We start from the raw sequence: 22,552 nt of genomic DNA, 5'->3' as shown, positions 1-22,552 counted from the left end.
AAAGATGAAGTCCTTTGTAAAAACTCTATTAGTTGCATTGCTTGCAACAACAGGGCTGTCTCATGCTCAAGAGTGGCCCAGCCGCCCCATTAGCTTGATAGTCAGCTATCCCCCTGGTGGCACTGCAGACTTAATGGCTAGAACGGTTGCAACCCCACTGGGCAAGCTTCTAGGCACATCAGTAGTGGTTGAAAACAAGCCTGGGGCAAGTGGTCAAATTGCTGCCTCCTATGTAGCCAAGGCTAATGCTGATGGCTACACATTGATGCTCGATGCATCATCCTATTCAGTTAATCCCTCCTTGTTTCCTAAGTTGCCTTATGACCCCAATAAGGATTTCAAGACCTTGGCCGTTTTAGCTCAGTACCCAAATGTACTCTTAGTCAATCCAAGCTTTCCTGCTAAGTCAGTGAAAGAGTTGGTTGCAATGGCCAAGGCAAAGCCAAATAGCATTTCTTATGCATCATCAGGCAATGGTTCTGCACAACACCTGGCAGGTGCATTGTTTGAAGTGAAGGCGGGAGTGGAGATGCAACATGTTCCATACAAAGGTGGTGGCCCTGCATTGAATGATGTGATTGGTGGGCAAGTGCCAGTTTTCTTTGGAAGCGTTGCATCAACAAAGCAATATGTTGATTCTGGAAAGTTGAATGCTCTAGCGGTCACTGGCAAGAAAAGAGCATCCTCTATGCCGAGTGTTCCAACAATGGCTGAAGCGGGTGTTCCTGGCTATGAGGTTTATGAATGGAATGGTATTTTTGCTCCAGCGGCAACGCCGGCACCAATCTTGATAAAACTATCAGACGCCATTGCAAAGGTAATGCAATCGCCAGAAGTAAGGGAGAAGGTATTGAGCCTAGGTGGTGAGCCATTCCAGGGTAATTCAGATGCAGCCGATAAATTCATTAAGGCCCAAATGGCCGAGTGGGCCAAATTGGTTAAAAGCGGAAAGATTGCAGTTGATTAACTAAAGCAGAGTCAGACATCCTCGGCCCTGGTTGATTCCGCCCCGTGCCACCAAGAAATACCAAAACCACCTTCGGGTAGTTTTTTCATTTGTGAGGCGAGATAATTCAAGCTATCAATTTAAGGTTGCTTATGAATCCGAATACAAAAGAAGTTATTGAAAAATGCGCTCGTGAATCTCATGCTGGCTTGTTAACGTTCCCAGAGGCATTGGGCCGCTTAATTGAGGTTGGCGTTGAGTCCTACTTCGCTGACTATCGGAATCAATCTACGACTTATTATTTGTCAGGCAATGGGGCATTTACTATTCCCATGGTAATACCTTCAATTGAGATTCCAAGTTCATTTAATAAAGAAGATGTTGTTTCAGCCATTCGTGGTGCTCAAAGTGATGCGGTTAGATACCCTGAGTTTATTAAGCTAACGATGTCTGCCGGCTGTATTGGATACATCGTTTGGATAGCTGGAAAGTATGTCAACTATTTCGGGCGGCAAGGTGAGGTTCATATCGAGCACTTTCCGCAAGGATGAGAACTCCTACGCCCTAATCGATTCCGCCCCGGGCCACCAAGAAATACCAAAACCACCCTCGGGTGGTTTTTTATTTGTATAGGCTGGGTGGGCTTAGACGCCATTAGAGCCAGATACCCCCATCATGAACTGTCCTTTAAAACGACATTACATTTCTATGTGTGCTCTTAAGCCAAAGAAATTAACTGGACCACGAGCTGAGTTGTAGGCGGGATTAGCAATCCGTTGATAGTCGGCAGATATGAACAGCTCCTTATATACCTTTGCGCTATAAAAAGTTTCCAATATTTGTTCTTTCTTATAGCTAAGTGCGCCATCACCAATAAATGCCGCCATACCGCCTTGTTGAAGGTAGGCAATCTGCGATGAAGAGATTCCATTGACCGCATAACCTATGCCTACCGTATCTTTGGGGCGCGACCAACTAGAGCCTTTGATGCTCACACCGCCCGATAGTGATCTACTGATGTCTACAGTCTGCGCTTCGGTTGTGCCTGGATTCCAGCTCCAGCGACCAAAGACTCCAACATCATCATTGATGGCCTGCTCAATATTGAAGCCATAGCCCCATGAGCTCTGCGCCCCCCCTGCGTACGCCAGTTACATCAGGAGTGCCACCAGTCTGCTGAGCCTGATTAATCGCATTTTGGTAGTTGCCCATATAGGCATGTTGTTGGTAATACAGGGCCCTTACTGCGCCAGGCTTACCCCATAGCTCATGTTCATGAGTTAATTCAATTTGATTGCCGTAGTCTTGGCTCATGCTGTAGTCAAGCTGAGCGGTATTCGGAATAGTTGGCATCGCTAATCTTGCCGCCTTCAAAATCCAGTCATCTTGATACCACTCTGCTACAACACCATAGGTATAGCCTTTGCTATCAGCCGCATATCCATAGGCGCCCATAGAGAAAAGAGCAAAGTTCTGAAACTGCGTGCGAGGATCGTGACTGTAACTATTTTGATCAAAGAAATCTAATGTTGCGAACTTACCGTATGACACCACGATTCTATTTTTATCGAGATTGCCCGCAAGCTGATTTGGCCCACCTTCAATATGTTCTTTGCCGCCGCCCAAGCCAAAGGTTTGACGAATAAACGCACGAGCGGTGTAGTAAATAGGTGGGGCATATGAGCCTTTTTGTAGCTCGCCATTCTGAAATCCACCTAGACCAACAAGCTGTCCATTAAAAGGCGTTCCCTCGAACATCTCTGGGTTCCAATAAACTTCAGCGCCTTCCCAAAGTCTTGCCCCTAAGAACGCTGTAGCACTTAATGTGTAGCTCTTGCCACCACCGCCTTCAGATTTGTTGAGAAGGCTGTTTTGTCCATAGTAAGGCGACTTGAAATTATTTTTCTGTTGAACGATATAAGTGGATTGCCCATGAATGCTCCACTGCTCAGTTTCGCCCTCTACAGAAACTGAGCTATCAACCTTAGGTGAGTCACTTACGGGCGATTCAGCCAAAACAGTGGGCATGTCACTAACTGGCGCCTCTGCTCTTACAGTACAAGATAGAGCCCCCAAATAAAGGGAACTAATTAGGCCTATAAAGGCTGTGCGGTTTGTATTAAATGAGAAAAACATCAGAGATGCCAAATATGCTTAATGAGAATTGTTCTCATCTTAGCATACAATTGAGAATGACTCTCAATTGGAAAAATACCCATTAGATGTGGCTTAAACGCCAAATACCTTAGAATCAGCCAATGAGTTTGGTTTCTATTGCTACCTTCATCTTTATATTCAATACAGCTTTTATGCCTACATTGGGGGCGGCTCATGAGCAATCACATCAGACTCAGGAGGGCGTAGTCCAAATTACTTGGAATGATGATCAATCTAGTAATGGCTTATTTCAAATAGTTCACGATGATCATCATGATCAAGCAGGCTCCAGTAACCCAGACCATCATGATGACGACCATCAGTGCCATCACATTTCAGTAGTTGGTATGGTGGGATCCAGTAATACTTCAGTAGCTCGGGATCTCAAAAGCTATAACGCTATTGAGCCACTTTTAACCCTGGAATTTTTCCCAACCAGAATCGAGTATCCGCCCAGAAACGCTTAAACAAATAGCCCTGAACTCAATCTCTTGCGATTGAGCATTCCACATTTGTTTAAGGTTATATGTGAAAGCAATAAGACTTGCTTTGTTTGCTTTAGCTTTTGCTTCAAGCATTCATAGCTCAGCAGTAAGTGCGGAAGAGTCTATTGATGACCGTACACTGATTTTGTTGGTAGGTCCCGCAATGGAGAAAAATACAGTAGATGGTTCAAAAGCCTATGGCACTTCATTGGCTGTTGAATTTACGGCGATTGAACATCAATTAGAAATTGAGGTGGAAACGCAGTATCTGAGTACATCCAATCCAAAAGAGCTCGGCGCCCAAATCATCTTTAAAAAACCATTTGAGTTGGCATCCGATATTGAGCTTGGCGTAGGCTTAGGGCCTGCTATCTGGAGGAAAACAAGCTCCCCCAGTAGTGGCCTTCAATCAGGAGTTGCCTTCGTCGCAGATTTTATGTTTTGGACAACAAAGAAAGTCGGGTGGTATCTAAGTCCTAGTTATACCTACGGCATGAGTGGTGGTGCCGAGAGGGTAATCGGGCTTTCAGTGGGATTATTGTTTTCAATGTAAGGATTGGATCAGTCATCCTAGGCCCTGGTCGATTCCGCCCCGGGCCACCAAGAATTCAAAAAGAGAGCTTCTAGCCCTCTTTTTTCATTTGAAAGTTAGCATCGACACTATAAATCTTGTTATTTATTCTGGAGTAGCTAATAGTCAAGGCAATGCAACTAGGGTGACTAACCCAAGCTTGTTATCCAAAGAAACAGCCATATTGATCGGCATCAATAACTTGTAGTGCCTCATTGAGATCTTTTGAGATTGGATTTGGCTCATAGGCTTGCCATTTTCCGCTGGCTCGCATCCAATAAATATGCCACAGAGCCTCAGACTGTATATACCGAAATTTTACAAACGGTCGTCGAGTTAACTCTCCTGGTTTTCCACGCCACAAAGGGCGAACTTCAAAAACACTTACAGTCTGGCCATCGATTTCGTAATCGTAATCAAGATCTTTTTTGATTTCAAGTGGAGCCAGAAGCAGACACCACTGCCCGACCAAATAGTCAATATCCCCTAGCTGTTCAATGCTAAATGCCATATCTGATTAGTTGTCCCAGAAAGTAAAACTGATCAATCAATTTTATTTCAAACATAGCTATTATGAATTATGGGTGAAATGATTACAGTGGATATAGACGTCCTCAGACTAAATGAAGCTCAACTCTCTTGCCCAAGGCCGCCGCATACTTTCTTAGGGTAGTTAGGCTTGGGGAATGTTTGCCGGTAGCCAGAGAGCTTTCTAATCTAGCAATAGCTGGGGTTTGTGTTCCCATCTTTTTTGCCACTTGAGCTTGCGTTAATCCAGCCTCTTTCCTTGCCGTAAGAATCTCATCAAGAATAGCAAATTCAGTGCGATCAAGTTCTTTGACTGCGGCTTTTACAGCTGGCTTTTTAAGCATTTTGCTTATCATTTGTTTATGGGTAAGCATTTTTGTTTTCTTCTGTGTTGTCATTTTTTCCACTCCTTCATACGTGCTTTCGCAATCTTTAATTCTTTCTCAGGCGTCTTTTGAGTCTTCTTAATAAAGCTATGGAGCATCACTATTTCTTTCTCCACCATCGTACAAAAGAAAACTCGGGCGATACCTTCAGCCCCTTTAAGTCTTAATTCAAATAAGCCGCCGCCAAATGAGTCCGTATGAGGCAAGCCTAAATTCGGCCCATGCTCAATCATTCGAGTGGTCAATCCAATATAGCGAGCTTGAAGCGTGTCGGGAAGATTCATAATGTCTTCTTGAACCTGCTCGCTGTAATAAAGGATGGAATAGCTCATCCGTGTATGTTAACAAATTTGTTAACATTGAGCAAGAGTAAATTGTCTTTTAAAGCAACAGTCTAGAGGCGGAATTAAACATCCTCGGCCCTGGTTGATTCCGCCCCGGGCCACCAAGATTCACAATAGCCCACTTGTTGGGCTATTTTTATTAGAAGTCCTCAATGGCGCCTCTACCTTGCTATTAGCGTAGTCGGTCACTTTCCATAGAGTCAATCCGTCAATCAGGATGCCACCACTCTGTCTCTAGATTGGGATATCAGGGTCATCAAATGTCCTTTAAAAGGACAAGTCAATTATTCATCTTTGTGTTGGCAATGTCGTTTTAAACGACAAATATATTTAGGGATTACAGTAATCGCACTTTGATGGATCCGCCTTGATTTGATCCAGCAACATTTCTTCTTTTTTGTACGCACACTTTACGCATGACCATACATTAGCTATTGGCAGATTTGTTGGCGCTTCACAGCTAGAGCATGGCAAGCCCTTCTTTCTTTCTGTGATCCAGAAGCCAGGTGACTCACACTCTGGGCATACAGAATTCATCTTTCTTGAGAGATCTTGTGTAGCTTTCAATATGTTGGCCATACGCGTGGGATTGGTATGTGCTCTTAAATCATTCTCTACAAATACATTTCCCTTTTTTGAAAGGTTAATTGCCCAATCGAACGCTTCTTTCAAAGACTCAAGATCTTTGATTCCTTTACGACACTCTGGGTGATATTCATCATCAGGTCGAACGACTAATTGATGGGTAGTAAATTGTGCCTCTGAAAGAAGCGCATTTAATTCATCCCAACTTGATACTTGCCGGCTGGTACTTTGAGCTTGCCCGCCAAAAAAACCAATAACTTCAAGTTTGCGTATGTCATCTATTAAAACTACTAACTCGTAATTCCAAGCAAGCATGCCCGTATAGGGATCATTATCAAAAGCACCTTCGCTGGCAATGCCAAGCATAGAACCTGATAATTCCATTCCAACCCTAGCCTTTTTTCTGGCGGCATCTAGTTGGGAGCCATATCTTGGAATATCTCTAGTAAAGGTACCTAGTTCGTCTGTGTCATACCCAGAGATATGGACAACTTCTAAGCCATTAGAGTCAAGGAGTTGTGGACAAATGACCGACTCTTTGCCATGTTGAGTTAGCAAACTCGCCTTGAGTCCAGAATAGGGTTTTGGATGAATTGGCATTTTATTTTGATGTTTTTAAACAAAATATTTGGCTACTGCGCTATAGATTGGAATGCCTAAGATAATATTTAAAGGGAAGGTGATGCCAAGGGACATGCCCATATACAAGGCTGGACTTACCTCGGGCATTGCATGGCGCAATACTGCTGGAACCGCAATATAAGAAGCGCTTGCCGCCAAAATCATCAAAAGGATCGTATCTCCCAGAGAGATATGAAATATATGGCATAAACCCAAGGCAATCATCGCATGGGTAGGCGGCGCGATGAAGGCATAAGCTAAAGTCACCGAAGGCTTACCTTTGAGTTCCCCTAAACTCTTAGCGGCAAGCAATCCCATATCGAGCAAGAAGAATGCTAATAAACCCTTAAATAAATCAATCGAAAAGGGCGCCATGACTTTGTGACCCGAATCACCTGAAATGAGCCCTACTACTAAGGCTCCTAATAAGAGTAGTTGCCCACCATCAGTAAATGATTCGTGAAGTATCTTGCTCAATGAAGTGTGGCCACTGGCATTGCCTGAGCGTTGTTGACGAATTCTGTTGGCAAGAATGATGGCGATGATGATGGCGGGTGACTCCATGAGGGCCATTGCCGCGGCCATGTGTCCGCCATAACTAATACCGCTTTGATCTAAGACCTGTGTAGTAGTAATAAAAGTAACCGCACTAATAGATCCGTAAGTAGCGGCAATCGCGGCGGCATCCAGTTTATCTAGTTTGTATTTAAGAAAGTTGTAGCCCAATAGCGGAATGGCTATTGCTAAAGTGATCGCCAGACCAAGACTAATAGCAATCTCAGGAGTAAAGCCTGATTTGTTTAAAGCAAATCCACCTTTTAATCCCAGAGCCATCAGTAGATATAGCGAAAGAAATCGAGAAATGGGCTGTGGAATTTCTAAATTGGATTTCACTAGGCCCGCAAAGATGCCGAAGATGAAAAAGAGGATGGTGGGATCTAGCAAGATATTCATAAATTGTCCTTTGGGGCGATCTTAGGGAAATTTATATGTAAAGTAAAATCGATATTAATACGTTTATATATAGGTAAATGCTGATGAATATTACTTTTAGGCAGTTAAGACTATTTCTAGCGCTGGCTGAGACTAGAAGTGTCAGTGCGGCGGCGCGGATGGTTCATGTTACCCAACCAACGGCCTCTATGGGCTTAAAAGAAATTACGGATGCTGTTGGGGTGCCCCTCTACGAAGTGGTAGCCAGGAAAGTACATTTAACGCAAATGGGTCATGAATTGGCTAAGACGGCTCGTGCGATTTCTGGGGAGTGGGATTCTTTCGAACAGCAAGTTAATAGCGTCAAAGGGTTAACACGAGGAAAGTTAAAAGTAGCAGTGGTAAGTACCGCTAAATATTTCATTCCCAGAATATTGGGAACTTTTTGCGCGAAGTATCCTCAAATCGATATTTCTCTAGAGGTGCTCAATCGTGATGGTGTAGTGAAAAGATTGGAAGAAAACTTGGATGATCTTTACATCATGTCCCAGCCACCACTTCATGTTGATATAGAGGACGAAGTGTTTATGCCCAACCCTTTGTTATTAGTTGCCCCAAAAGATCATGCTTTTGCCAAAAAAAAGAATATTGATATTAGTGCGCTCAAGAGTGAAAAGTTTATTTTTAGAGAAAAGGGCTCTGGCACAAGAATGGCAACGGATGCTCACTTCAAAAGACTGAAGTACAGACCTAATGTTAGGTTAGAGCTTGGAAGTAACGAAGCAATAAAGCAGGCAGTTATAGGTGGTCTCGGTATCGCAGTTCTATCCAAGTATTCTCTTGGTGATAAGACTGACCAAGAAGAGGTTGCCATACTGAAATGTAAAGAATTTCCTATTGAATCAAGCTGGCACCTTGTGAGCCCCAAAGGCAAAAAGTTATCTCCAATAGCCACAATCTTTAAGAAGCATCTATCTCAACAGGCTAAAAGTTGGAAATAGGATCGGCATCCTAGGCCCTGGTCGATTCCGCCCCGGGCCACCAAGAAATACCAAAACCACCTTCGGGTGGTTTTTTCATTTGGTCTTTCGGAAAGGTTGCGTGATTCAGGATTTTTAACCCTGGTTGCTTATCCCAGCTGATGTATGTACAATGTACATATGACTTCGTTACGATTTGAATGGGAACCTAGAAAAGCTTCAGCCAATCTGAAGAAACACGGTTTTTCATTTGAAGAGGCGAAATCTGTGTTTTATGATGAAAGTGCTAAGTTAATTTCCGACCCCGATCATTCGGAGGACGAAGACAGATTTATCTTGCTGGGGGTAAGCCATTCTCTTCGTGTGATTTTGGTTTGCCATTGTTATCGAAGCGAGGGTAATGTCATTCGTATTATTTCGGCTCGTAAGGCAACCCCTAAAGAGTCAAAATCTTATTAAAGGTGATGAAGATGCGTAATGAATATGATTTCTCAAAAGCCCGTAAAAATCCATATGCTTCCATGCTCAAGAAGCCCATTACCATTAGATTGGATGAGGATTCAGTGAGCTACTTCAAATCTATATCAGAAGAGGTGGGCATTCCTTATCAAAGCCTCATTAATCTCTATTTAAGAGATTGCGCCCTTTCGCATAAGAAATTGAACCTTAGCTGGAAGTAGTCTAGAGCTAGGATGAGTGTCTCCAGGGGCCCTGGTCGATTCCACTCCGGGCCACCAAGAAACATCTTCGAGTGATTTTTTATTTGATCGGATTGGTTAGCCACTATTGGTCTCAGGCCCTCCAACATTCCTCTGGACTCGAGATATTGTTTAAAAAAATCGTTTAGTTTAGGAGTGGCTTTTGGCACCTACCAAGAAACTCTGTTCTGGCTATATTGCGTTCATTAGGATTTATCTTTTCACCAACAGCCCAAATAGCATCAATTTCTGCGAATGACTGCGTGCTTGTATCGTAAATAATGCGTTTACGCTGCCTGGTACCGCTTTCTTCTTTTATAAAGTTACAACTGATGATGTTGGCTTGTTGAGCACAATCATAATCATCAATCTTGTAATTTTGGAACTTATAAGTTCGTGTAACCTGAGGTGTAACTACCTCTTGTTTTGCTTCAGTCTTAATGGCCGCACCATAACAACTTAATGTTAAGTTGTTAGGATTTTGTGAGCAAGCAACCAGTAAGCTAAACAGCGTTAGTACAAGCAATTTCCTCATAGCACCCTTTATAGTTTTAAAAATTATAAGTGATTTTTCTCCCCTACAGTTATGTTGTTAGCGGCGCGTCAATACTCTGCTTGCGCCTATTAGAAAAACTTGTCCTAAGTCAACCTTCTTGCCAAGAGCGGGTAATACTTTAGCTCTAGTGATGATTTTTAGTACTAAAAAACGCTATAAGGATTTCTATTATTGCGGCGCGTTAAAGATTTTTAAATAGCCACCAAGGATTAGACATCCTCGGCCCCAGTCGATTCACCCCGGGCCACTAAGAATCTCAATAGCCTACTTGTTGGGCTATTTTCTTTTAAGGCTTGCCAAGGTTAGGCGCCATTGGTCTCGGATATTGCATGCAAGAACTGTCCTTCAAAAGGGCAAACTAATTTGACTGCCCTGCGTCGATTTAAGCATATAGCTTATTAATGGCGGTTGCTCGCAATATCATTTAAAACGACATTTTTAATGCTCGATGAGGGTAATCACCAACGCATGCCTCTTTAAAAGTAGCTATTCTTACCTGAACCAAAAATACTATGGAGGAGACATCCATGAATTCAGAGAACTTTACCAATAGACGGAAAGTCATTACAGCCGCATTGGCTGGTGGAGCCAGTTCATTATTGCCATCTTGGGCAATGGGCGCAGAGAAAACAAATTTACCTATGGCCTATGGTGAGCGCGAACTCATGGCGTTTCCTGAAAAGAAGCCCATGATTGTGCTGACCTCTAGGCCCCCACAATTAGAAACACCATTTCAGTATTACGACAATCATGTCATTACGCCAAATGATGAATTCTTTGTACGCTATCACATGGCCGGCATTCCAACATCCATTGACCCTAATACTTATCGACTAAAAGTTGGGGGCAATGTAGAAAAGCCTTTAGAGATTTCTCTAGAGTCGTTAAAGAAAAACTTTCCATCGCAACGCATTGTTGCTGTTAATCAATGCTCTGGTAATAGTCGCGGCTTATTTGAGCCTAGAGTGAATGGTGGGCAACTCGGTAATGGTGCGATGGGTAATGCCGCTTGGGTTGGCGTTGCCTTAAAAGATATTTTGAAGGCGGCCAATCCCGGCGGCGGAGCTAAGCAAGTAACCTTTAATGGCTTGGATCAGCCAATTCTCCCAAGCGATTCAGATTTTGTAAAAGGCCTAGATATTGATCACGCCATGGACGGCAATGTGATGGTTGCCTATCAAATGAATGGCACAGATATTCCTTTCTTAAACGGCTATCCAATCAAGTTAATTGTTCCCGGCTACTACGGAACATATTGGGTTAAGCACCTTAGTGAAATTAAAGTGGTTGATGATGTATACAACGGTTATTGGATGAATCCTGCTTATCGCATTCCTGATAATGACTGTAACTGTGTTGCGCCTGGAACCGCACCTTCAAAAACGATTCCTATTAATCAGTTTACGATTCGCTCATTCATTACGAACTTCACAGACAGTAGCGTTGTCGCTATTGGTAAGCCGGTTCAAGCCCGAGGCATTGCCTTTGATGCGGGCTATGGAATAAAGAAAGTTTTGTTCTCGCAGGACAATGGACAAAATTGGACAGAGGCTAGATTGGGTCAAGACCTTGGACGTTTCTCATTTAGAGAGTGGCGCATTGAATTTACGCCAAAACAAAAAGGGATATTGGACTTAAGGGTCAGAGCATTTAATCATGCTGGCCAAGTTCAGCCCATGACTGCAAGCTGGATGCCTGCAGGCTATATGCGAAATATTGTTGAGACTGTAAAAGTCACAGCGGTTTAAGGAGAAGAATATGAAAAAAACTATCCTCCTTCTATCTGCTCTTGCTTTGGCACAAATGGCACAAGCTAAAACGATTGAGTTACCAGCTGATACTGTTTTATGGCGACCATCAGATTTGCCTGGCTATCAGCTGACTTTACAGAAATGTTCTACCTGCCACTCTGCCCACTATGCAGAATATCAACCGCCCAATACAGGAGTTGGCTATTGGAATGCTCAAGTTTTAAGGATGAAAAATGTATTTAAGGCGCCCATTACTGATGAGGAGGTTCCAGTCATAGTCGACTACCTTAATAAAACTTATGGGGCAAACAGGAAATAGAATTAAACATCCTCGGCCCTGGTTGATTCCGTGCCGGTCCTCCAAGAAACACCAAAACCACCCGAGGGTGGTTTTTTATTTAGCAATCTCTCAAGCTTCTGCGCAATTAATTGCATCTGTTTAAGATAGATGAATCTAAGGAGAATAGTGATGCCATTAGTCAGAATTGATTTAAGTAAAAAACACTCTGAGAGTTTTGCTCAGCAAGTCGGGGACATTATCTATAACGTGATGCGCGAGCAAATCAACGTTCCTGAAGACGATAAGTTTCAGGTTATTACTAGACACGACGCATCAGAATTAAATATTCCAAAAAGCTATTTAGGAATTGAATATTCAGAGGGCATCATTTTTATTCAAGCGACCATAAGTTTTGGTAGGTCCATAGAGGCAAAGAAGAAACTATATAAAGCCATTTGTGAGGCCTTGGTGCAACAGCTTCAAGTCAGGCCTCAAGATATTTTTATTAACTTGCTTGAGGTAAGCAAAGAAAATTGGTCATTTGGCAATGGCGAAATGCAATATGCAGACAAGAATTAGGCATCCTGGCCCCAGTCGATAGGGTTATTGCCCATTTAAGCTTGGTGACTAAAAGAACAAACTGGCTTTAGTTTTCATAGTTATTTTTATAGGCCGGGAGAATAAGTGAGTGTTGACGATCCAAATCAATTGGTTGAGCTGAGCTATATCAGCAAAGCAACTCATGACATGGGCCTTTCAAGCCTAGTCCATCTGTTTGATGTTGCCCGAAAGTGGAATTTAGACCATGAGCTTACGGGGGCTCTTTTCTACGAGAATGGCCATTTCGCCCAGATTCTTGAGGGTAAGCGAAAGGATGTTTTGTTCATTTGGGGAAAAATTCAAAAAGACTATCGTCATAAGGTTCTGCATCGAATTGAGCTCGATGAGATTGACCAAAGATTGTTTCCCAATTGGGCCTTAAGGTTTTATGGGGGTGATCAAATTGCTAAGGATGTTCCGCATCTAGTTGGCCTGCTGGATGGTCTTCCAAGCCATGATGTTGAATTATTGAGAATCATGCGCTTAGTAGCTAAGGGCGATCAAAATTAGGATTAAATATCCTCAGCCCAGTTTGTAGGCATTGTTTAAAACGACAAATTTGGTAATCAGGTATAGAATTTGTCCATGTTGCTTCGTAGTAAAACACTCGTTCTATTGATATGCCTCTTCTTGATTGCATTTAAGGCGGCAGCTGGAACTATTTTTATCCAGTCTGCAATTGAGCGGGCAGAGCTTGCTGGCAGCTATAACAATGCCTCAGCTTCACAGCAAGCACATAACAGCTCTGATTCGACCGATGACAAAGAGCAGGTTCATACGATGTATCTGATGAGCCATGTAACCGCAAATATTAGCGAGATTGGAATTGCTGTTTTTCTTCCATCAACTACCATGCATCAATTTGCTATGACAAATGAAGTTTTGTTGACGCAAAACTTTCCCGACTCAGCGTTTAAACCACCCAAAGCTATAGCCTAATTTTCTTAGGTTGGGCATGCTTTAGTGGCGTGCCTCTTTGCTATTTGGCTACTAAGGTGTAGCCATGTTTGGGGAAACCTCATCATGTTTAAATTTGTAAAAATAGTGCCATTGGCATTATTGGTTTTATTTGTTTCCGCTTGCAGTAGCGTTAAGTTAGATGATGCCAATGGCGTCACCACTGTTAACGCTGGAGGCTCTTCTACTTACGATCCAATTAGTGATCCGAAGTCTAGTGTTTATGGTAAGCGCTCAATCTATTTTGAGTTTGACAGCTATACCGTAGACCCAAAATATGCATCAACAATCTCCGCGCATGCTTCTTACTTAAAGGCATTTCAAAAGCAAAAAGCTTTTGTGATCATCCAGGGCAATACCGACGATCGTGGAACTACCGAGTACAACCTTGCCCTAGGTCAAAAACGATCAGAAGCCATTAAGAAGGCGTTACTTGCCCAGGGCGTCAGTGAATCTCAGTTAGAGGCGGTGAGCTTTGGAAAAGAAAAGCCAGCTAACCCAGCTCAGACAGAGGCGGCATTTAAAGAAAATCGCCGCGCTGATTTTGTCTATCAATAACTAATGGGCCACTCAATGAAAAACATATTTAAGTTAAGTTTGATAGGAGTTACTTTCCTGGGGGGATGTGCGACAAGCGTTATACCCAATAACCCAGTACAGGTTGCTAAGGCACAATCACCAATGATGGCTCCAGCACCAGATCACTCGGGGTCTGTAACTAAGCGACTGAATGATTGCATCATTCACAGCAATCAAAGTGCTGATGCGTTGTTAGCGGACAGTCAAATCATCGCTGTCACAAGAAGCAATCCTCACGCCAAAGCCCTCTTTAGTTCCGCAGATAAATTAACGGATCAGCAAACTGTGGCATTGACAAATTATTTGGCTGAAGCAAACTCCTGTCGACCCATTGCTTTGGAGGGCTTAAGCCCCGAAAAGAAAGCGGTTTACGAAGATTTTTTTAAAAAGATTGATGGTGTTTATGCGGATCTTATAGCCAGAAAGATCACTATTGGAGTGGCCAATCAAGAAAGGCAATTGCTTATTCAAGATGCCCGCATGAAGAAATTAGCGCTTCAATCTAAAAAGAATTAGCGAGATACATGTATGGCTAGATATAAATTTGTGTGCCGCTCTTGTAAGTTTGAATGCATTAGTAGCATAGGCAGAGAGGTTGGTCTTCACTCTTCTAGGGTGGCGATGGTTTGTAAATCTTGTTCAACGATTGATGCTTATACAGTGGCTCATCCAGGAAGTATTAATACTGAAATTAGTAGGACACCGGTTTGTACTAGTTGCCACTCGAGTAATCATCTGTCTGAGTGGGATGGCCTTACCTGTCCGCATTGCAATACGAGCATGAGGGCTTTAGGCGGTGATGTAGATGCTGAAAAGCCTTTTAAGTACTGGTAATCAAGGATATATGCCAATACAGGGGCCGGCTAGCAGATGTTGGTTGAGGCCTTAAATTTTGTGCTGCGCTTGTTATAGGATGTAGGAGACACTAAAACCACCTTCGGGTGGTTTTTTCATATTAGGCAATATCGTTAAAGCGACATGCGATGCTGAGGTAAGCCCATTAAACCAGCATCAGCAAGTTAGAAAGGTAAAGAGCATAATAAAAGCACATTAAAAATAAGAGGCAACAAAATGGTAGATACGCTTATTTTGAGCAGAATTCAATTTGCTTCGAATATGACTTTTCACATTCTTTTCCCAACAATATCGATTGCACTGGGATGGGTGCTTTTTTATTTCAAAGTTAAATTTAATAAAACTGGCGACTCAGTATGGAGCCAAGCCTATCAATTCTGGGTCAAGATATTCGCTCTAACTTTTGCCCTGGGGGTTGTTAGTGGTATCACGATGAGTTTTCAGTTTGGAACCAACTGGCCTGGATATATGCAAACGGTTGGCAATATCGCAGGACCTTTGCTTGGCTACGAAGTTTTATCGGCATTCTTCCTCGAGGCAACTTTTTTAGGAATTATGTTGTTTGGCTCCAAAAGAGTCTCTCAAAGAGCTCACACTATCGCTACATTTTTAGTTGCCTTCGGTACATCACTATCGGCATTTTGGATCATTGCTTTAGATTCTTGGATGCAAACCCCGCAAGGGTTTGAGATGATTAATGGTCAAGCACATGCAGCTAATTGGATTGAGATTGTCTTTAATCCTTCCATGCCGTATCGCCTCTTGCATATGATGACAGCATCATTTTTGACGGTAACGTTTTTAATTGCAGGCATTTCCTCTTATCGATATTTGAAGGGCATTGATCTTTCTGGCAGTCGAGCGCTGATCAAGTTGGCGATGACTATGGCGGCAGTGTTAGCTCCACTGCAAATTGTTCTTGGAGACTCGCATGGCTTAAATACGTTGGAGTATCAACCTGCAAAGGTAGCGGCAATGGAGGGAATTTGGGAGACAACAAAAGGTGCCCCCGCCGTTTTATTTGCGATACCAGATGAGAGTATTAAAGCCAATAAATACGAAATAGCTATTCCAAAGCTCGCATCTTTATATTTGACACACTCATTTGCAGGTGAGGTGAAGGGTTTGGATTCCTTCCCTGGTGCAACTCCACCAGTCGCCCCCATTTTCTTTGCCTTTCGCATTATGGTCGGCATTGGCATGTTGATGCTCTTAACCGCATTCGTTGGGTTTTATCTCACAAGAAAAAATAAAGAACTACCAAACTGGCTCTTAAGGGCTCTCAGTGTGATGACTTTTTCTGGTTGGGTTGGCGTAGTTGCTGGCTGGTATGTGACGGAGATAGGCAGACAGCCCTACCTTGTTAGTGGAGTACTAAAAACTGCTGACGCAGTTACTAAAGTTCCTGCCAATATGGTTTTGGGTACGCTCGTGATGTACCTTGCTCTGTATTTGGGACTTATTGTTTCTTATATTTGGGTTGTTTTTTATTTGGCAAGACAAGCTAATCCCGTACATATTATTGATGGGCAAAAACCAGGTTTGACTAACGGTATTGCTGGAGCATAAGAATGATTCCTAATTTATACGAACCATCTGGTTGGTTGCCCCTTTTCTTTTTGGCGGCAATGGGCATTGCAATGATTGCTTACGTTGTCTTAGATGGATATGACTTAGGCGTTGGCATCTTATTGAATCAGGCAAGTGAGTCAGAAAAAGACATCATGATTTCATCAATCGGTCCTTTTTGGGATGCTAATGAAACTTGGTTGGTGCTCGGAGTCGGAGTTCTCTTGATTGCCTTTCCAATGGCGCATGGAATTATTTTGACTGAGCTCTATTTGCCTGTAGGCATCATGTTGGCTGGTTTAATTTTACGAGGCGTATCTTTTGACTTTCGTGCAAAAGCCCATTTGAGTCAGAAGGCAGTCTGGAACTTTCTATTCTTTTTTGGCAGCTTCTTGGCCGCTGCATCTCAAGGGGTTATGGTTGGTAGAGAGGTGATCGGTTTTGACTCCGGATACTTGGGTTGGATATTTTCTTTTATCGTGGCGCTTTGTCTGCCTGCTGGATATTCCCTATTGGGGGCTGGCTGGCTGATTATGAAGACTTCTGGCGAGTTACAGCTAAAGGCGGTGGGCTGGGCAAGAAGATGCCTCTTATTTACGGCCCTGGGTGTTGGGATCATTTCTGTGGCAACACCATTCTTTAGTGCAGAGATTGCGGCAAAGTGGTTTAACTTTCCCAATGTCTTTTTCTTATTGCCATTTCCAGTTTTGACTTTGGCTTGTTTTATCTTTATCGATTTGAACTTGTTAAAAATGCAGAAGAATAAGCCCGCTCCTGTTTGGGTTCCTTTTGCTTTAAGCGTAGCCATCTTTGTCTTAGCATTTCTAGGAATCGCCTACAGCATGTTCCCTTACATCGTTGTAGACAAAATGACGATTTGGGAGGCGGCTTCAGCTACGGAGTCATTATGGGTCATATTCTGGGGGGCTATAGTTGTGCTGCCAACCATCATTGGATATACCATTTATTCCTACAAAATCTTTTGGGGAAAAACCGAGCCACTGAGTTATTACTAAAGCAATAGTTAGAGCGCCCCCTCAATGGGTACTTCACCAACTGATTAATCGGTGTGGGCCTTAGAATGTAGTTTCAATGCCAATTAAGTTCATTCAGCTTTTAACTAGCGCTCAGCGCTCTCATAAGACTAATGTTCAGCTGGGCGCCTATATGGCATTTGTAGCGGGTGCGGTGAATGCGGGTGGGTTTCTAGCGATTGCTCGTTATACCTCTCATATGAGTGGCATCATTTCTGCTATTGGCGATGACCTGGCTCTCAATAATTTTATTTCTGTTTTAGGTGGCATCTCGCTTTTGCTCTCGTTTCTGTTTGGGGCGGCAACCACTGCTATTCTTATTAATTGGGGGCATAGAAGAAAAATCCATAGTGAGTTTGCTTTGCCCTTGTTGGTTGAGGCCATCCTGCTACTAGTGTTTGGTTTGGTGGGGGCCAACTTGAATATCTACTTGCCTATAACTGTCCCGGCGATTGCTCTTCTTTTATGTTTTGTGATGGGCCTACAAAACGCCATAGTTACAAAAGCCTCTAGAGCAGAGATAAGAACTACACATATGACGGGAGTCATTACTGATATAGGTATTGAGTTGGGTAAGTTGATCTATTGGAATAAGTCACCAGAAGCCAATGTGAGTGGTTATGTCAAGGCCAACAGGGAGAAACTCAAAACCCACCTATTTATTTTTGGAATGTTTTTGGTGGGTGGAATTATTGGTGCGGTAAGCTTTAAAAGGGTTGGCTATATTTCAGTAGTGCCCTTATCCCTTTCCCTTATCTTCATTGCCGGCTTACAGATTTATCAAGATATTAGGGTTGCAATTAAGGATCGATCATTCTGAACTTCTGGTTTGGCTCCGTCCTGGGCGACCAAGAGACACTAACACCCCCTTCTTTGCTAGTATCAGGTAATGGATAAAGAAATAGAAGATCACGAATCACAAACGCCTGCCAAACAACAGGCCGGGAAGAAGAGCACATTGGTTAGTGTCGTTGTGAACATCGGCCTGACAGTTTCTCAAGTATTTGCAGGTATTGCGTCTGGCTCTCAGGGTTTGATTGCAGATGGCATTCACTCCGCGACAGATTTAGTTGCAGACTTTGTAGTGCTCTTTGCCAATCACCATAGCGCTAAAGATGCGGATGAAGATCACCGCTATGGCCATCAACGATATGAAACTGCTGCCTCTCTATTTTTAGGAATCTCTTTATTGGCTGTTGGTGCGGGCATGCTTTTTAAAGCCGGGGAAAAGATTATCAATCCAGTAGCGGCCGGACAAATTCAAACCCTAGCTTTGTATGTTGCATTGGCCTCCTTAGTTGCAAAAGAGCTTCTTTTTAGATACATGCTGGCAGTAGCTCAGCGTGTGCGATCTTCAATGTTGGTAGCTAATGCTTGGCATGCCAGATCTGACGCAGCTTCTTCATTAGTCGTTTCTATTGGTATTGTTGGCGCTCTATTTGGGCACCCAATCTTTGACGCTATTGGTGCTTTAGTGGTTGGCTTAATGGTGGCAAAAATGGGTTGGAAGTTTGGTTGGGATGCCCTGCATGACTTAATGGATAGGGCGGTATCGGAGGAAGAGCATCGTCAGATAGAGGACATCATTAAATCTACTGATGGCGTTAGAGGCTTTCATGATCTGCGTACTCGTAAGATGGGCGATATGATTTTGGTAGATGTCCATATTGATGTGGATGCCAATGCCACCGTCAAGGTTGGGCACGACATTGCTTTAAACGCGGGCAATGAAATCAAGAAACAATTGCCGGTGCTCAATGTCATGACGCATATCGATCCTGTATAACCCTCAGGCACTGTGGGGCCAATACAAGAACTTCTAAAATTACCTAAGATATCGATATGAATAATTTTTTGGATCCAGCAATTCTCTTCTTTGTCTTTGGTGCTTTTGCTGGCGCCGTTAAATCCAATTTAGAAATTCCTCAGCCCATTGCTAGGTTTTTATCGCTCTATCTATTGATGGCGTTGGGTTTGAAGGGCGGCTTTGCTCTGCATAAATCAGGATTTACTCTTGAGATAGGTTTGGCGCTTGGGCTCGCAGTATTTTTGGCAATCATCATTCCTCTCATGGGGTATATGGTTTTAAGAGCCAAACTCAATAACTATGATGCAGCCGCCATTGCAGCTACTTATGGTTCGGTTAGTGCCGTTACGTTTATTACTGCGACACAAGCACTTGATCAATATGGGATTGCGTTTGGTGGACACATGGCGGCCGCTATGGCTTTGATGGAGTCGCCGGCAATCATTCTGGCAATCTTGTTGGCGAATAAAGCAAGATCATCAGCTACTAATTCGACGCAGTCCACAGGCATGTCAAAGATTCTTCATGAGTCATTTACTGATGGCGCACAACTACTGCTTTTGGGTTCGATGATAGTTGGCTTAGTCAGTGGCGACAGCGGACAAAGAATAATGGCCCCATTTTCAATCGATTTGTTCAAGGGAATGCTGGCCTTCTTCCTGCTAGATATGGGTTTGATGGCGGCTAAGAACTTTGAGGGATTAAAGGGTAAGCCACCCATTACTTTGCTTTATGCAATCGGTGCCCCTTTGGTTCATGCCTCAATCGCACTGGGGTTTTGCAAACTACTTGGCTTACCATTGGGAGATACTGTTTTATTGATGGTGCTTGCCGCGAGCGCTTCTTATATTGCTGTGCCAGCTGTATTAAGACACGCACTTCCAGAAGTAAACCCCGCTTTATATATGGGAATGTCGTTGGGAATTACCTTCCCCTTCAATATCACTTTGGGGATTCCACTTTACGCTTATATTGCGGGTCTAACTTACTAGATGTGGCTGGTTGACTCTGTCCTGACCGGGATTAGAATGGTTCATAACCAGCAGGAGATGAGGCGATGATTTCTAAAAAATGGGTAGTTGGAGCGCTATTTAGTGTTGCTGTAATTTCCTTGGCTGCTGCTGCCCTCCCCGAGCCACCAAATCCTTTGGCCAATATCAATCTCACCTTTGATCAGCGCTTTGAACAGATGAAGCAAATAGATGCTGCATTGCTGAAGGCAACACCAGAAGAGCGCAAAGCGTATTGGCATCAGAGGCGCGATCAAATGAAGGCCTTAAGCCCTGAAGATCGCAAGCTAGTTCAGGAAAAAATGAAGGCACAATGGCGATCCATTACTCATGAACAAAAAGAAAAAATGAAAGCTGAGAAAAAATATTTCTTTGATGGACTAACACCAGAAGAGCAGGCAGAAATAAAAGCACGAAGAGCTAAATGGGACAACATGAGTCCTGAGGAAAAGCAGAACCGGTTTAAAAAACCGAGTTAGGCTTGCCATCCTCGCCCCTTAATGCAATGAGTGAATTTATTGGATTTAGTCCGAAAGCTTTCAAATTTCTTGAAGAGCTTACCAACAATCAAACTAGGGTTTGGTTTTCTGAGCATCGTTCAGAATATGAAGAATTTGTGCGCGAACCGATGAGGCACTTTACAGACGCCCTGTCTGAGAGTCTCTCTAAAAAAGATGTGCCCTTGTGGGGTGATCCTAAAAAATCTCTCTTTAGAATTAATCGAGATGCTCGGTTTTCAAAAGCAAAGCATCCTTACAACATGCATGCCAGCGGGCTCTTTACGAGAACCGGCGACAAGCACTCTCCCGGCGTTTTGTATTTTCGTTTAGACCCCTTAGGAAGTAGATGTGCTGCGGGTTATTTACAACCAGAGGCCCACAATCTCAAAAAACTCAGGCAGGGGATTTTAGATAACCCTAAGGCCTGGCTATCTCTTGAGAAGTCTCTAAAAAGAAAAGGCTATGAGCTGGATTATTCCAACACATTGGCCCGAATTCCGAGAGGCTTTAATGATGTTCCTAAAGAGATTGAGGGAGCTATCAAGCTCAAGGGTTGGATTATTAGAAAGCAGTTGCCCAGATCAACGATTTGCTCGAAAGAGTTAATTAAAGAAGTCACTAGTTTTGCTAAAGATATGCTTCCCCTGCTTAGTTTTGGGTGGCATGCGTTGGCTAAATTTTCTGATTAAATGACAATAGAAATTCATACTAGAAAGCAAGAAACACATGTATAAGCTAATCGCTTTTGATGCCTATGGCACGTTATTTGATGTGTATTCCATGGGGCAGTTGGCAGAAGACTTATTTCCGGGTCATGGGCAGGCCTTTGCTTTAATGTGGCGCGATCGCCAAATTGAATACACTCGCCTGGTGACGATGAGTGATCCCAATCCCAATGGCAGTTCGCACTATCTCCCATTTTGGGAGCTAACCATTCGCTCATTGCGATATGTCTGTAAGCGCATGAACCTAAATCTCACCCCTGATTATGAGGGGCGGTTGATGGACCAGTATGCCAAGCTCACTGGCTTTGAAGATAGCCTTAATGTCCTCAAAACAATAAAACAGAAAGGAATCTCTACTGCGATTTTGTCTAACGGCAGCAGAGAAATGTTGGCAACCGTAGTCGAGAGTAATAGCTTAAAGCCTTACCTGGATAAAGTTGTCACTATCGAGGATGTCCGCTTATTTAAAACGGCCCCACAGGCCTATGAATTGCTATTAAAGGCATTTTCTGTGAAGAAAGAAGAAATTCTCTTTGTATCGAGCAATGCTTGGGATGCTCTAGCTGCAAAGTGGTATGGTTTTGATGTATTTTGGGTCAATCGTCTTGGCCACCCTTTTGAAGAGATTGGTGAAAAACCAAACTATGAAGGTAATTCTTTAAGCAAGGTATTAGAAGTTATCTAAGGAGATATGAATGCTTTTAATTACATCCATCATTGCCGCCATCCTAACAATTATTTTTATCAAGCTCTCTTTTGCGGTCATTGGTTTAAGAAGAAAAAATAAGGTTGGCTTAGGAAGTGGTGGTCACGAAGATCTCGAGAGGGCTATTCGTACCCAAGCAAACTTTGCCGAATACATTCCTTTGGGAGTTATCTTAATAGCTTGTCTTGAGTTAAATGGCGCCCCTTGGTGGTTGATGGCTATTCCAGGTGTCTCACTCATTATTGGGCGCTTGATTCATGCAAAAGGCATGAATACTCCGCCGCCAGATTTCAGCAAGCGTGTGCTTGGAATGAAATTCACTTTTTTCACGCTTATTGCATTGGTTGCATTGAACTTGGGATGGTCTCTCTACAGGATCGCTGTGTAAA

At 43.1% G+C, this 22,552-nt stretch carries 31 protein-coding genes; 23 read left to right on the top strand and 8 right to left on the bottom strand.

The genetic code is table 11. The features are described from left to right. Nucleotides 1-4 precede the first annotated feature (4 nt). Both C2755_RS10150 and C2755_RS10145 read left to right on the top strand, forming a co-directional pair. Complete coding sequence (locus C2755_RS10150; RefSeq protein ID WP_215321205.1) at nt 5-967, top strand: tripartite tricarboxylate transporter substrate binding protein; 963 nt, start codon at nt 5-7, stop codon at nt 965-967. Nucleotides 968-1,098: 131 nt separating this feature from the next. Further along, nucleotides 1,099-1,497: a DUF1398 family protein gene (locus C2755_RS10145; protein WP_215321204.1), complete on the top strand. Its 399-nt coding sequence runs from the start codon at nt 1,099-1,101 to the stop codon at nt 1,495-1,497. A gap of 147 nt (nt 1,498-1,644) precedes the next feature. Here the strand turns inward: C2755_RS10145 and C2755_RS10140 are convergent, their stop codons facing one another. Next, a complete protein-coding gene (locus C2755_RS10140) occupies nt 1,645-2,037 on the bottom strand; it encodes a carbohydrate porin (protein WP_251368576.1) in 393 nt (130 codons plus the stop codon). A 7-nt stretch (nt 2,038-2,044) separates the two neighbouring features. Next, nucleotides 2,045-2,974 (bottom strand): carbohydrate porin, encoded by a 930-nt coding sequence (locus C2755_RS10135; protein WP_215321203.1) that lies wholly within the window; start codon nt 2,972-2,974, stop codon nt 2,045-2,047. Between the two features lie 230 nt (nt 2,975-3,204). On the opposite strand from C2755_RS10135, the gene C2755_RS10130 reads away from it, so the two are divergent. Both C2755_RS10130 and C2755_RS10125 read left to right on the top strand, forming a co-directional pair. Beyond that, nucleotides 3,205-3,570: a hypothetical protein gene (locus C2755_RS10130; RefSeq protein ID WP_215321202.1), complete on the top strand. Its 366-nt coding sequence runs from the start codon at nt 3,205-3,207 to the stop codon at nt 3,568-3,570. Between the two features lie 61 nt (nt 3,571-3,631). Beyond that, nucleotides 3,632-4,141: a hypothetical protein gene (locus C2755_RS10125; RefSeq protein ID WP_215321201.1), complete on the top strand. Its 510-nt coding sequence runs from the start codon at nt 3,632-3,634 to the stop codon at nt 4,139-4,141. Between the two features lie 181 nt (nt 4,142-4,322). Here C2755_RS10125 and C2755_RS10120 read toward each other — a convergent pair whose 3' ends face one another. The 5 genes from C2755_RS10120 to C2755_RS10100 all read right to left on the bottom strand — a co-directional run bounded on the left by C2755_RS10120 (nt 4,323) and on the right by C2755_RS10100 (nt 7,577). Beyond that, nucleotides 4,323-4,670: a DUF3024 domain-containing protein gene (locus C2755_RS10120; protein WP_072582001.1), complete on the bottom strand. Its 348-nt coding sequence runs from the start codon at nt 4,668-4,670 to the stop codon at nt 4,323-4,325. A gap of 103 nt (nt 4,671-4,773) precedes the next feature. Continuing rightward, nucleotides 4,774-5,085, bottom strand: a complete 312-nt coding sequence (locus C2755_RS10115) for a helix-turn-helix domain-containing protein (protein ID WP_370623372.1) — start codon at nt 5,083-5,085, stop codon at nt 4,774-4,776. Continuing rightward, entirely contained in the window at nt 5,082-5,405 is a 324-nt protein-coding gene (locus C2755_RS10110; protein WP_072582000.1) for a type II toxin-antitoxin system RelE/ParE family toxin, read from the bottom strand. Before C2755_RS10110 ends, C2755_RS10115 begins: the two co-directional genes overlap by 4 nt. Before the next feature lie 342 nt (nt 5,406-5,747). Continuing rightward, nucleotides 5,748-6,602 (bottom strand): DUF6671 family protein, encoded by an 855-nt coding sequence (locus C2755_RS10105; protein ID WP_215321200.1) that lies wholly within the window; start codon nt 6,600-6,602, stop codon nt 5,748-5,750. A 15-nt stretch (nt 6,603-6,617) separates the two neighbouring features. Then, nucleotides 6,618-7,577, bottom strand: coding sequence for a sodium-dependent bicarbonate transport family permease (locus C2755_RS10100; protein ID WP_215281181.1), 960 nt, complete (start codon nt 7,575-7,577; stop codon nt 6,618-6,620). Nucleotides 7,578-7,660: 83 nt separating this feature from the next. On the opposite strand from C2755_RS10100, the gene C2755_RS10095 reads away from it, so the two are divergent. From C2755_RS10095 to C2755_RS10085, 3 genes are all read left to right on the top strand, one after another. Further along, nucleotides 7,661-8,557 (top strand): LysR family transcriptional regulator, encoded by an 897-nt coding sequence (locus C2755_RS10095; protein WP_215321199.1) that lies wholly within the window; start codon nt 7,661-7,663, stop codon nt 8,555-8,557. A gap of 159 nt (nt 8,558-8,716) precedes the next feature. Then, nucleotides 8,717-8,995: a BrnT family toxin gene (locus C2755_RS10090; protein ID WP_215321198.1), complete on the top strand. Its 279-nt coding sequence runs from the start codon at nt 8,717-8,719 to the stop codon at nt 8,993-8,995. Nucleotides 8,996-9,006: 11 nt separating this feature from the next. After that, nucleotides 9,007-9,216: a BrnA antitoxin family protein gene (locus C2755_RS10085; protein ID WP_215321197.1), complete on the top strand. Its 210-nt coding sequence runs from the start codon at nt 9,007-9,009 to the stop codon at nt 9,214-9,216. Between the two features lie 163 nt (nt 9,217-9,379). On the opposite strand, the gene C2755_RS10080 is transcribed toward C2755_RS10085, so the two are convergent. Beyond that, nucleotides 9,380-9,769 (bottom strand): hypothetical protein, encoded by a 390-nt coding sequence (locus tag C2755_RS10080; protein WP_215321196.1) that lies wholly within the window; start codon nt 9,767-9,769, stop codon nt 9,380-9,382. A gap of 548 nt (nt 9,770-10,317) precedes the next feature. Between C2755_RS10080 and C2755_RS10075 the strand changes: the two genes are divergently transcribed. The 16 genes from C2755_RS10075 to C2755_RS10000 all read left to right on the top strand — a co-directional run bounded on the left by C2755_RS10075 (nt 10,318) and on the right by C2755_RS10000 (nt 22,551). Next, a complete protein-coding gene (locus C2755_RS10075) occupies nt 10,318-11,538 on the top strand; it encodes a molybdopterin-dependent oxidoreductase (protein ID WP_215321195.1) in 1,221 nt (406 codons plus the stop codon). A gap of 10 nt (nt 11,539-11,548) precedes the next feature. Continuing rightward, complete coding sequence (locus C2755_RS10070; protein WP_215290234.1) at nt 11,549-11,860, top strand: cytochrome c, class I; 312 nt, start codon at nt 11,549-11,551, stop codon at nt 11,858-11,860. Between the two features lie 150 nt (nt 11,861-12,010). Then, nucleotides 12,011-12,400 carry a tautomerase family protein gene (locus C2755_RS10065; protein ID WP_215321194.1) on the top strand — a complete coding sequence of 130 codons (390 nt, stop codon included), beginning with the start codon at nt 12,011-12,013 and terminating at the stop codon, nt 12,398-12,400. A 105-nt stretch (nt 12,401-12,505) separates the two neighbouring features. Beyond that, on the top strand, nt 12,506-12,931 hold the full coding sequence (locus C2755_RS10060) for a BLUF domain-containing protein (protein WP_215321193.1): 426 nt from the start codon (nt 12,506-12,508) through the stop codon (nt 12,929-12,931). Nucleotides 12,932-13,006: 75 nt separating this feature from the next. Then, nucleotides 13,007-13,360 (top strand): hypothetical protein, encoded by a 354-nt coding sequence (locus C2755_RS10055; RefSeq protein WP_215321192.1) that lies wholly within the window; start codon nt 13,007-13,009, stop codon nt 13,358-13,360. Nucleotides 13,361-13,444: 84 nt separating this feature from the next. Next, nucleotides 13,445-13,936: a peptidoglycan-associated lipoprotein Pal gene (gene pal / locus C2755_RS10050; protein WP_215321191.1), complete on the top strand. Its 492-nt coding sequence runs from the start codon at nt 13,445-13,447 to the stop codon at nt 13,934-13,936. Nucleotides 13,937-13,951: 15 nt separating this feature from the next. After that, nucleotides 13,952-14,473, top strand: coding sequence for a hypothetical protein (locus C2755_RS10045; protein ID WP_215321190.1), 522 nt, complete (start codon nt 13,952-13,954; stop codon nt 14,471-14,473). A 555-nt stretch (nt 14,474-15,028) separates the two neighbouring features. Beyond that, the gene (locus C2755_RS10040) at nt 15,029-16,381 is read left to right on the top strand and encodes a cytochrome ubiquinol oxidase subunit I (protein ID WP_215321189.1); all 1,353 of its coding nucleotides are present in this window, start codon (nt 15,029-15,031) and stop codon (nt 16,379-16,381) included. A gap of 2 nt (nt 16,382-16,383) precedes the next feature. Beyond that, the gene (locus tag C2755_RS10035; RefSeq protein WP_215321188.1) at nt 16,384-17,397 is read left to right on the top strand and encodes a cytochrome d ubiquinol oxidase subunit II; all 1,014 of its coding nucleotides are present in this window, start codon (nt 16,384-16,386) and stop codon (nt 17,395-17,397) included. A 76-nt stretch (nt 17,398-17,473) separates the two neighbouring features. Then, nucleotides 17,474-18,235, top strand: a complete 762-nt coding sequence (locus tag C2755_RS10030; RefSeq protein WP_215321187.1) for a YoaK family protein — start codon at nt 17,474-17,476, stop codon at nt 18,233-18,235. 69 nt (nt 18,236-18,304) lie between these two features. Next, nucleotides 18,305-19,201: a cation diffusion facilitator family transporter gene (locus C2755_RS10025; RefSeq protein WP_215321186.1), complete on the top strand. Its 897-nt coding sequence runs from the start codon at nt 18,305-18,307 to the stop codon at nt 19,199-19,201. A 56-nt stretch (nt 19,202-19,257) separates the two neighbouring features. Then, entirely contained in the window at nt 19,258-20,214 is a 957-nt protein-coding gene (locus C2755_RS10020) for a sodium-dependent bicarbonate transport family permease (RefSeq protein ID WP_215321185.1), read from the top strand. Between the two features lie 65 nt (nt 20,215-20,279). Beyond that, on the top strand, nt 20,280-20,711 hold the full coding sequence (locus C2755_RS10015) for a DUF3106 domain-containing protein (protein WP_215321184.1): 432 nt from the start codon (nt 20,280-20,282) through the stop codon (nt 20,709-20,711). 26 nt (nt 20,712-20,737) lie between these two features. Beyond that, nucleotides 20,738-21,421, top strand: a complete 684-nt coding sequence (locus C2755_RS10010) for a DUF2461 domain-containing protein (RefSeq protein WP_215321183.1) — start codon at nt 20,738-20,740, stop codon at nt 21,419-21,421. Between the two features lie 37 nt (nt 21,422-21,458). Then, complete coding sequence (locus C2755_RS10005) at nt 21,459-22,142, top strand: haloacid dehalogenase type II (RefSeq protein WP_215321182.1); 684 nt, start codon at nt 21,459-21,461, stop codon at nt 22,140-22,142. A 10-nt stretch (nt 22,143-22,152) separates the two neighbouring features. Further along, nucleotides 22,153-22,551 (top strand): MAPEG family protein, encoded by a 399-nt coding sequence (locus tag C2755_RS10000; protein ID WP_215321181.1) that lies wholly within the window; start codon nt 22,153-22,155, stop codon nt 22,549-22,551. Nucleotide 22,552 lies beyond the last annotated feature (1 nt).

The organism is Polynucleobacter sp. MWH-S4W17, from assembly GCF_018687535.1.
GTDB lineage: Bacteria > Pseudomonadota > Gammaproteobacteria > Burkholderiales > Burkholderiaceae > Polynucleobacter.
This window is presented reverse-complemented; position numbering and strand designations above follow the sequence as displayed.

Coding starts and splice junctions, on each gene's coding strand:
- C2755_RS10025 (WP_215321186.1), top strand. CDS start 18,305: ATGGATAAAGAAATAGAAGATCACGAATCACAAACGCCTGCCAAACAA.
- C2755_RS10010 (WP_215321183.1), top strand. CDS start 20,738: ATGAGTGAATTTATTGGATTTAGTCCGAAAGCTTTCAAATTTCTTGAA.
- C2755_RS10105 (WP_215321200.1), bottom strand. CDS start 6,602: ATGCCAATTCATCCAAAACCCTATTCTGGACTCAAGGCGAGTTTGCTA.
- C2755_RS10150 (WP_215321205.1), top strand. CDS start 5: ATGAAGTCCTTTGTAAAAACTCTATTAGTTGCATTGCTTGCAACAACA.
- C2755_RS10100 (WP_215281181.1), bottom strand. CDS start 7,577: ATGAATATCTTGCTAGATCCCACCATCCTCTTTTTCATCTTCGGCATC.
- C2755_RS10030 (WP_215321187.1), top strand. CDS start 17,474: ATGCCAATTAAGTTCATTCAGCTTTTAACTAGCGCTCAGCGCTCTCAT.
- C2755_RS10120 (WP_072582001.1), bottom strand. CDS start 4,670: ATGGCATTTAGCATTGAACAGCTAGGGGATATTGACTATTTGGTCGGG.
- pal (WP_215321191.1), top strand. CDS start 13,445: ATGTTTAAATTTGTAAAAATAGTGCCATTGGCATTATTGGTTTTATTT.
- C2755_RS10005 (WP_215321182.1), top strand. CDS start 21,459: ATGTATAAGCTAATCGCTTTTGATGCCTATGGCACGTTATTTGATGTG.
- C2755_RS10135 (WP_215321203.1), bottom strand. CDS start 2,974: ATGCCCACTGTTTTGGCTGAATCGCCCGTAAGTGACTCACCTAAGGTT.
- C2755_RS10015 (WP_215321184.1), top strand. CDS start 20,280: ATGATTTCTAAAAAATGGGTAGTTGGAGCGCTATTTAGTGTTGCTGTA.
- C2755_RS10080 (WP_215321196.1), bottom strand. CDS start 9,769: ATGAGGAAATTGCTTGTACTAACGCTGTTTAGCTTACTGGTTGCTTGC.
- C2755_RS10090 (WP_215321198.1), top strand. CDS start 8,717: ATGACTTCGTTACGATTTGAATGGGAACCTAGAAAAGCTTCAGCCAAT.
- C2755_RS10130 (WP_215321202.1), top strand. CDS start 3,205: ATGAGTTTGGTTTCTATTGCTACCTTCATCTTTATATTCAATACAGCT.
- C2755_RS10035 (WP_215321188.1), top strand. CDS start 16,384: ATGATTCCTAATTTATACGAACCATCTGGTTGGTTGCCCCTTTTCTTT.
- C2755_RS10040 (WP_215321189.1), top strand. CDS start 15,029: ATGGTAGATACGCTTATTTTGAGCAGAATTCAATTTGCTTCGAATATG.
- C2755_RS10075 (WP_215321195.1), top strand. CDS start 10,318: ATGAATTCAGAGAACTTTACCAATAGACGGAAAGTCATTACAGCCGCA.
- C2755_RS10095 (WP_215321199.1), top strand. CDS start 7,661: ATGAATATTACTTTTAGGCAGTTAAGACTATTTCTAGCGCTGGCTGAG.
- C2755_RS10115 (WP_370623372.1), bottom strand. CDS start 5,085: ATGACAACACAGAAGAAAACAAAAATGCTTACCCATAAACAAATGATA.
- C2755_RS10045 (WP_215321190.1), top strand. CDS start 13,952: ATGAAAAACATATTTAAGTTAAGTTTGATAGGAGTTACTTTCCTGGGG.
- C2755_RS10110 (WP_072582000.1), bottom strand. CDS start 5,405: ATGAGCTATTCCATCCTTTATTACAGCGAGCAGGTTCAAGAAGACATT.
- C2755_RS10070 (WP_215290234.1), top strand. CDS start 11,549: ATGAAAAAAACTATCCTCCTTCTATCTGCTCTTGCTTTGGCACAAATG.
- C2755_RS10145 (WP_215321204.1), top strand. CDS start 1,099: ATGAATCCGAATACAAAAGAAGTTATTGAAAAATGCGCTCGTGAATCT.
- C2755_RS10020 (WP_215321185.1), top strand. CDS start 19,258: ATGAATAATTTTTTGGATCCAGCAATTCTCTTCTTTGTCTTTGGTGCT.
- C2755_RS10065 (WP_215321194.1), top strand. CDS start 12,011: ATGCCATTAGTCAGAATTGATTTAAGTAAAAAACACTCTGAGAGTTTT.
- C2755_RS10085 (WP_215321197.1), top strand. CDS start 9,007: ATGCGTAATGAATATGATTTCTCAAAAGCCCGTAAAAATCCATATGCT.
- C2755_RS10000 (WP_215321181.1), top strand. CDS start 22,153: ATGCTTTTAATTACATCCATCATTGCCGCCATCCTAACAATTATTTTT.
- C2755_RS10055 (WP_215321192.1), top strand. CDS start 13,007: ATGTTGCTTCGTAGTAAAACACTCGTTCTATTGATATGCCTCTTCTTG.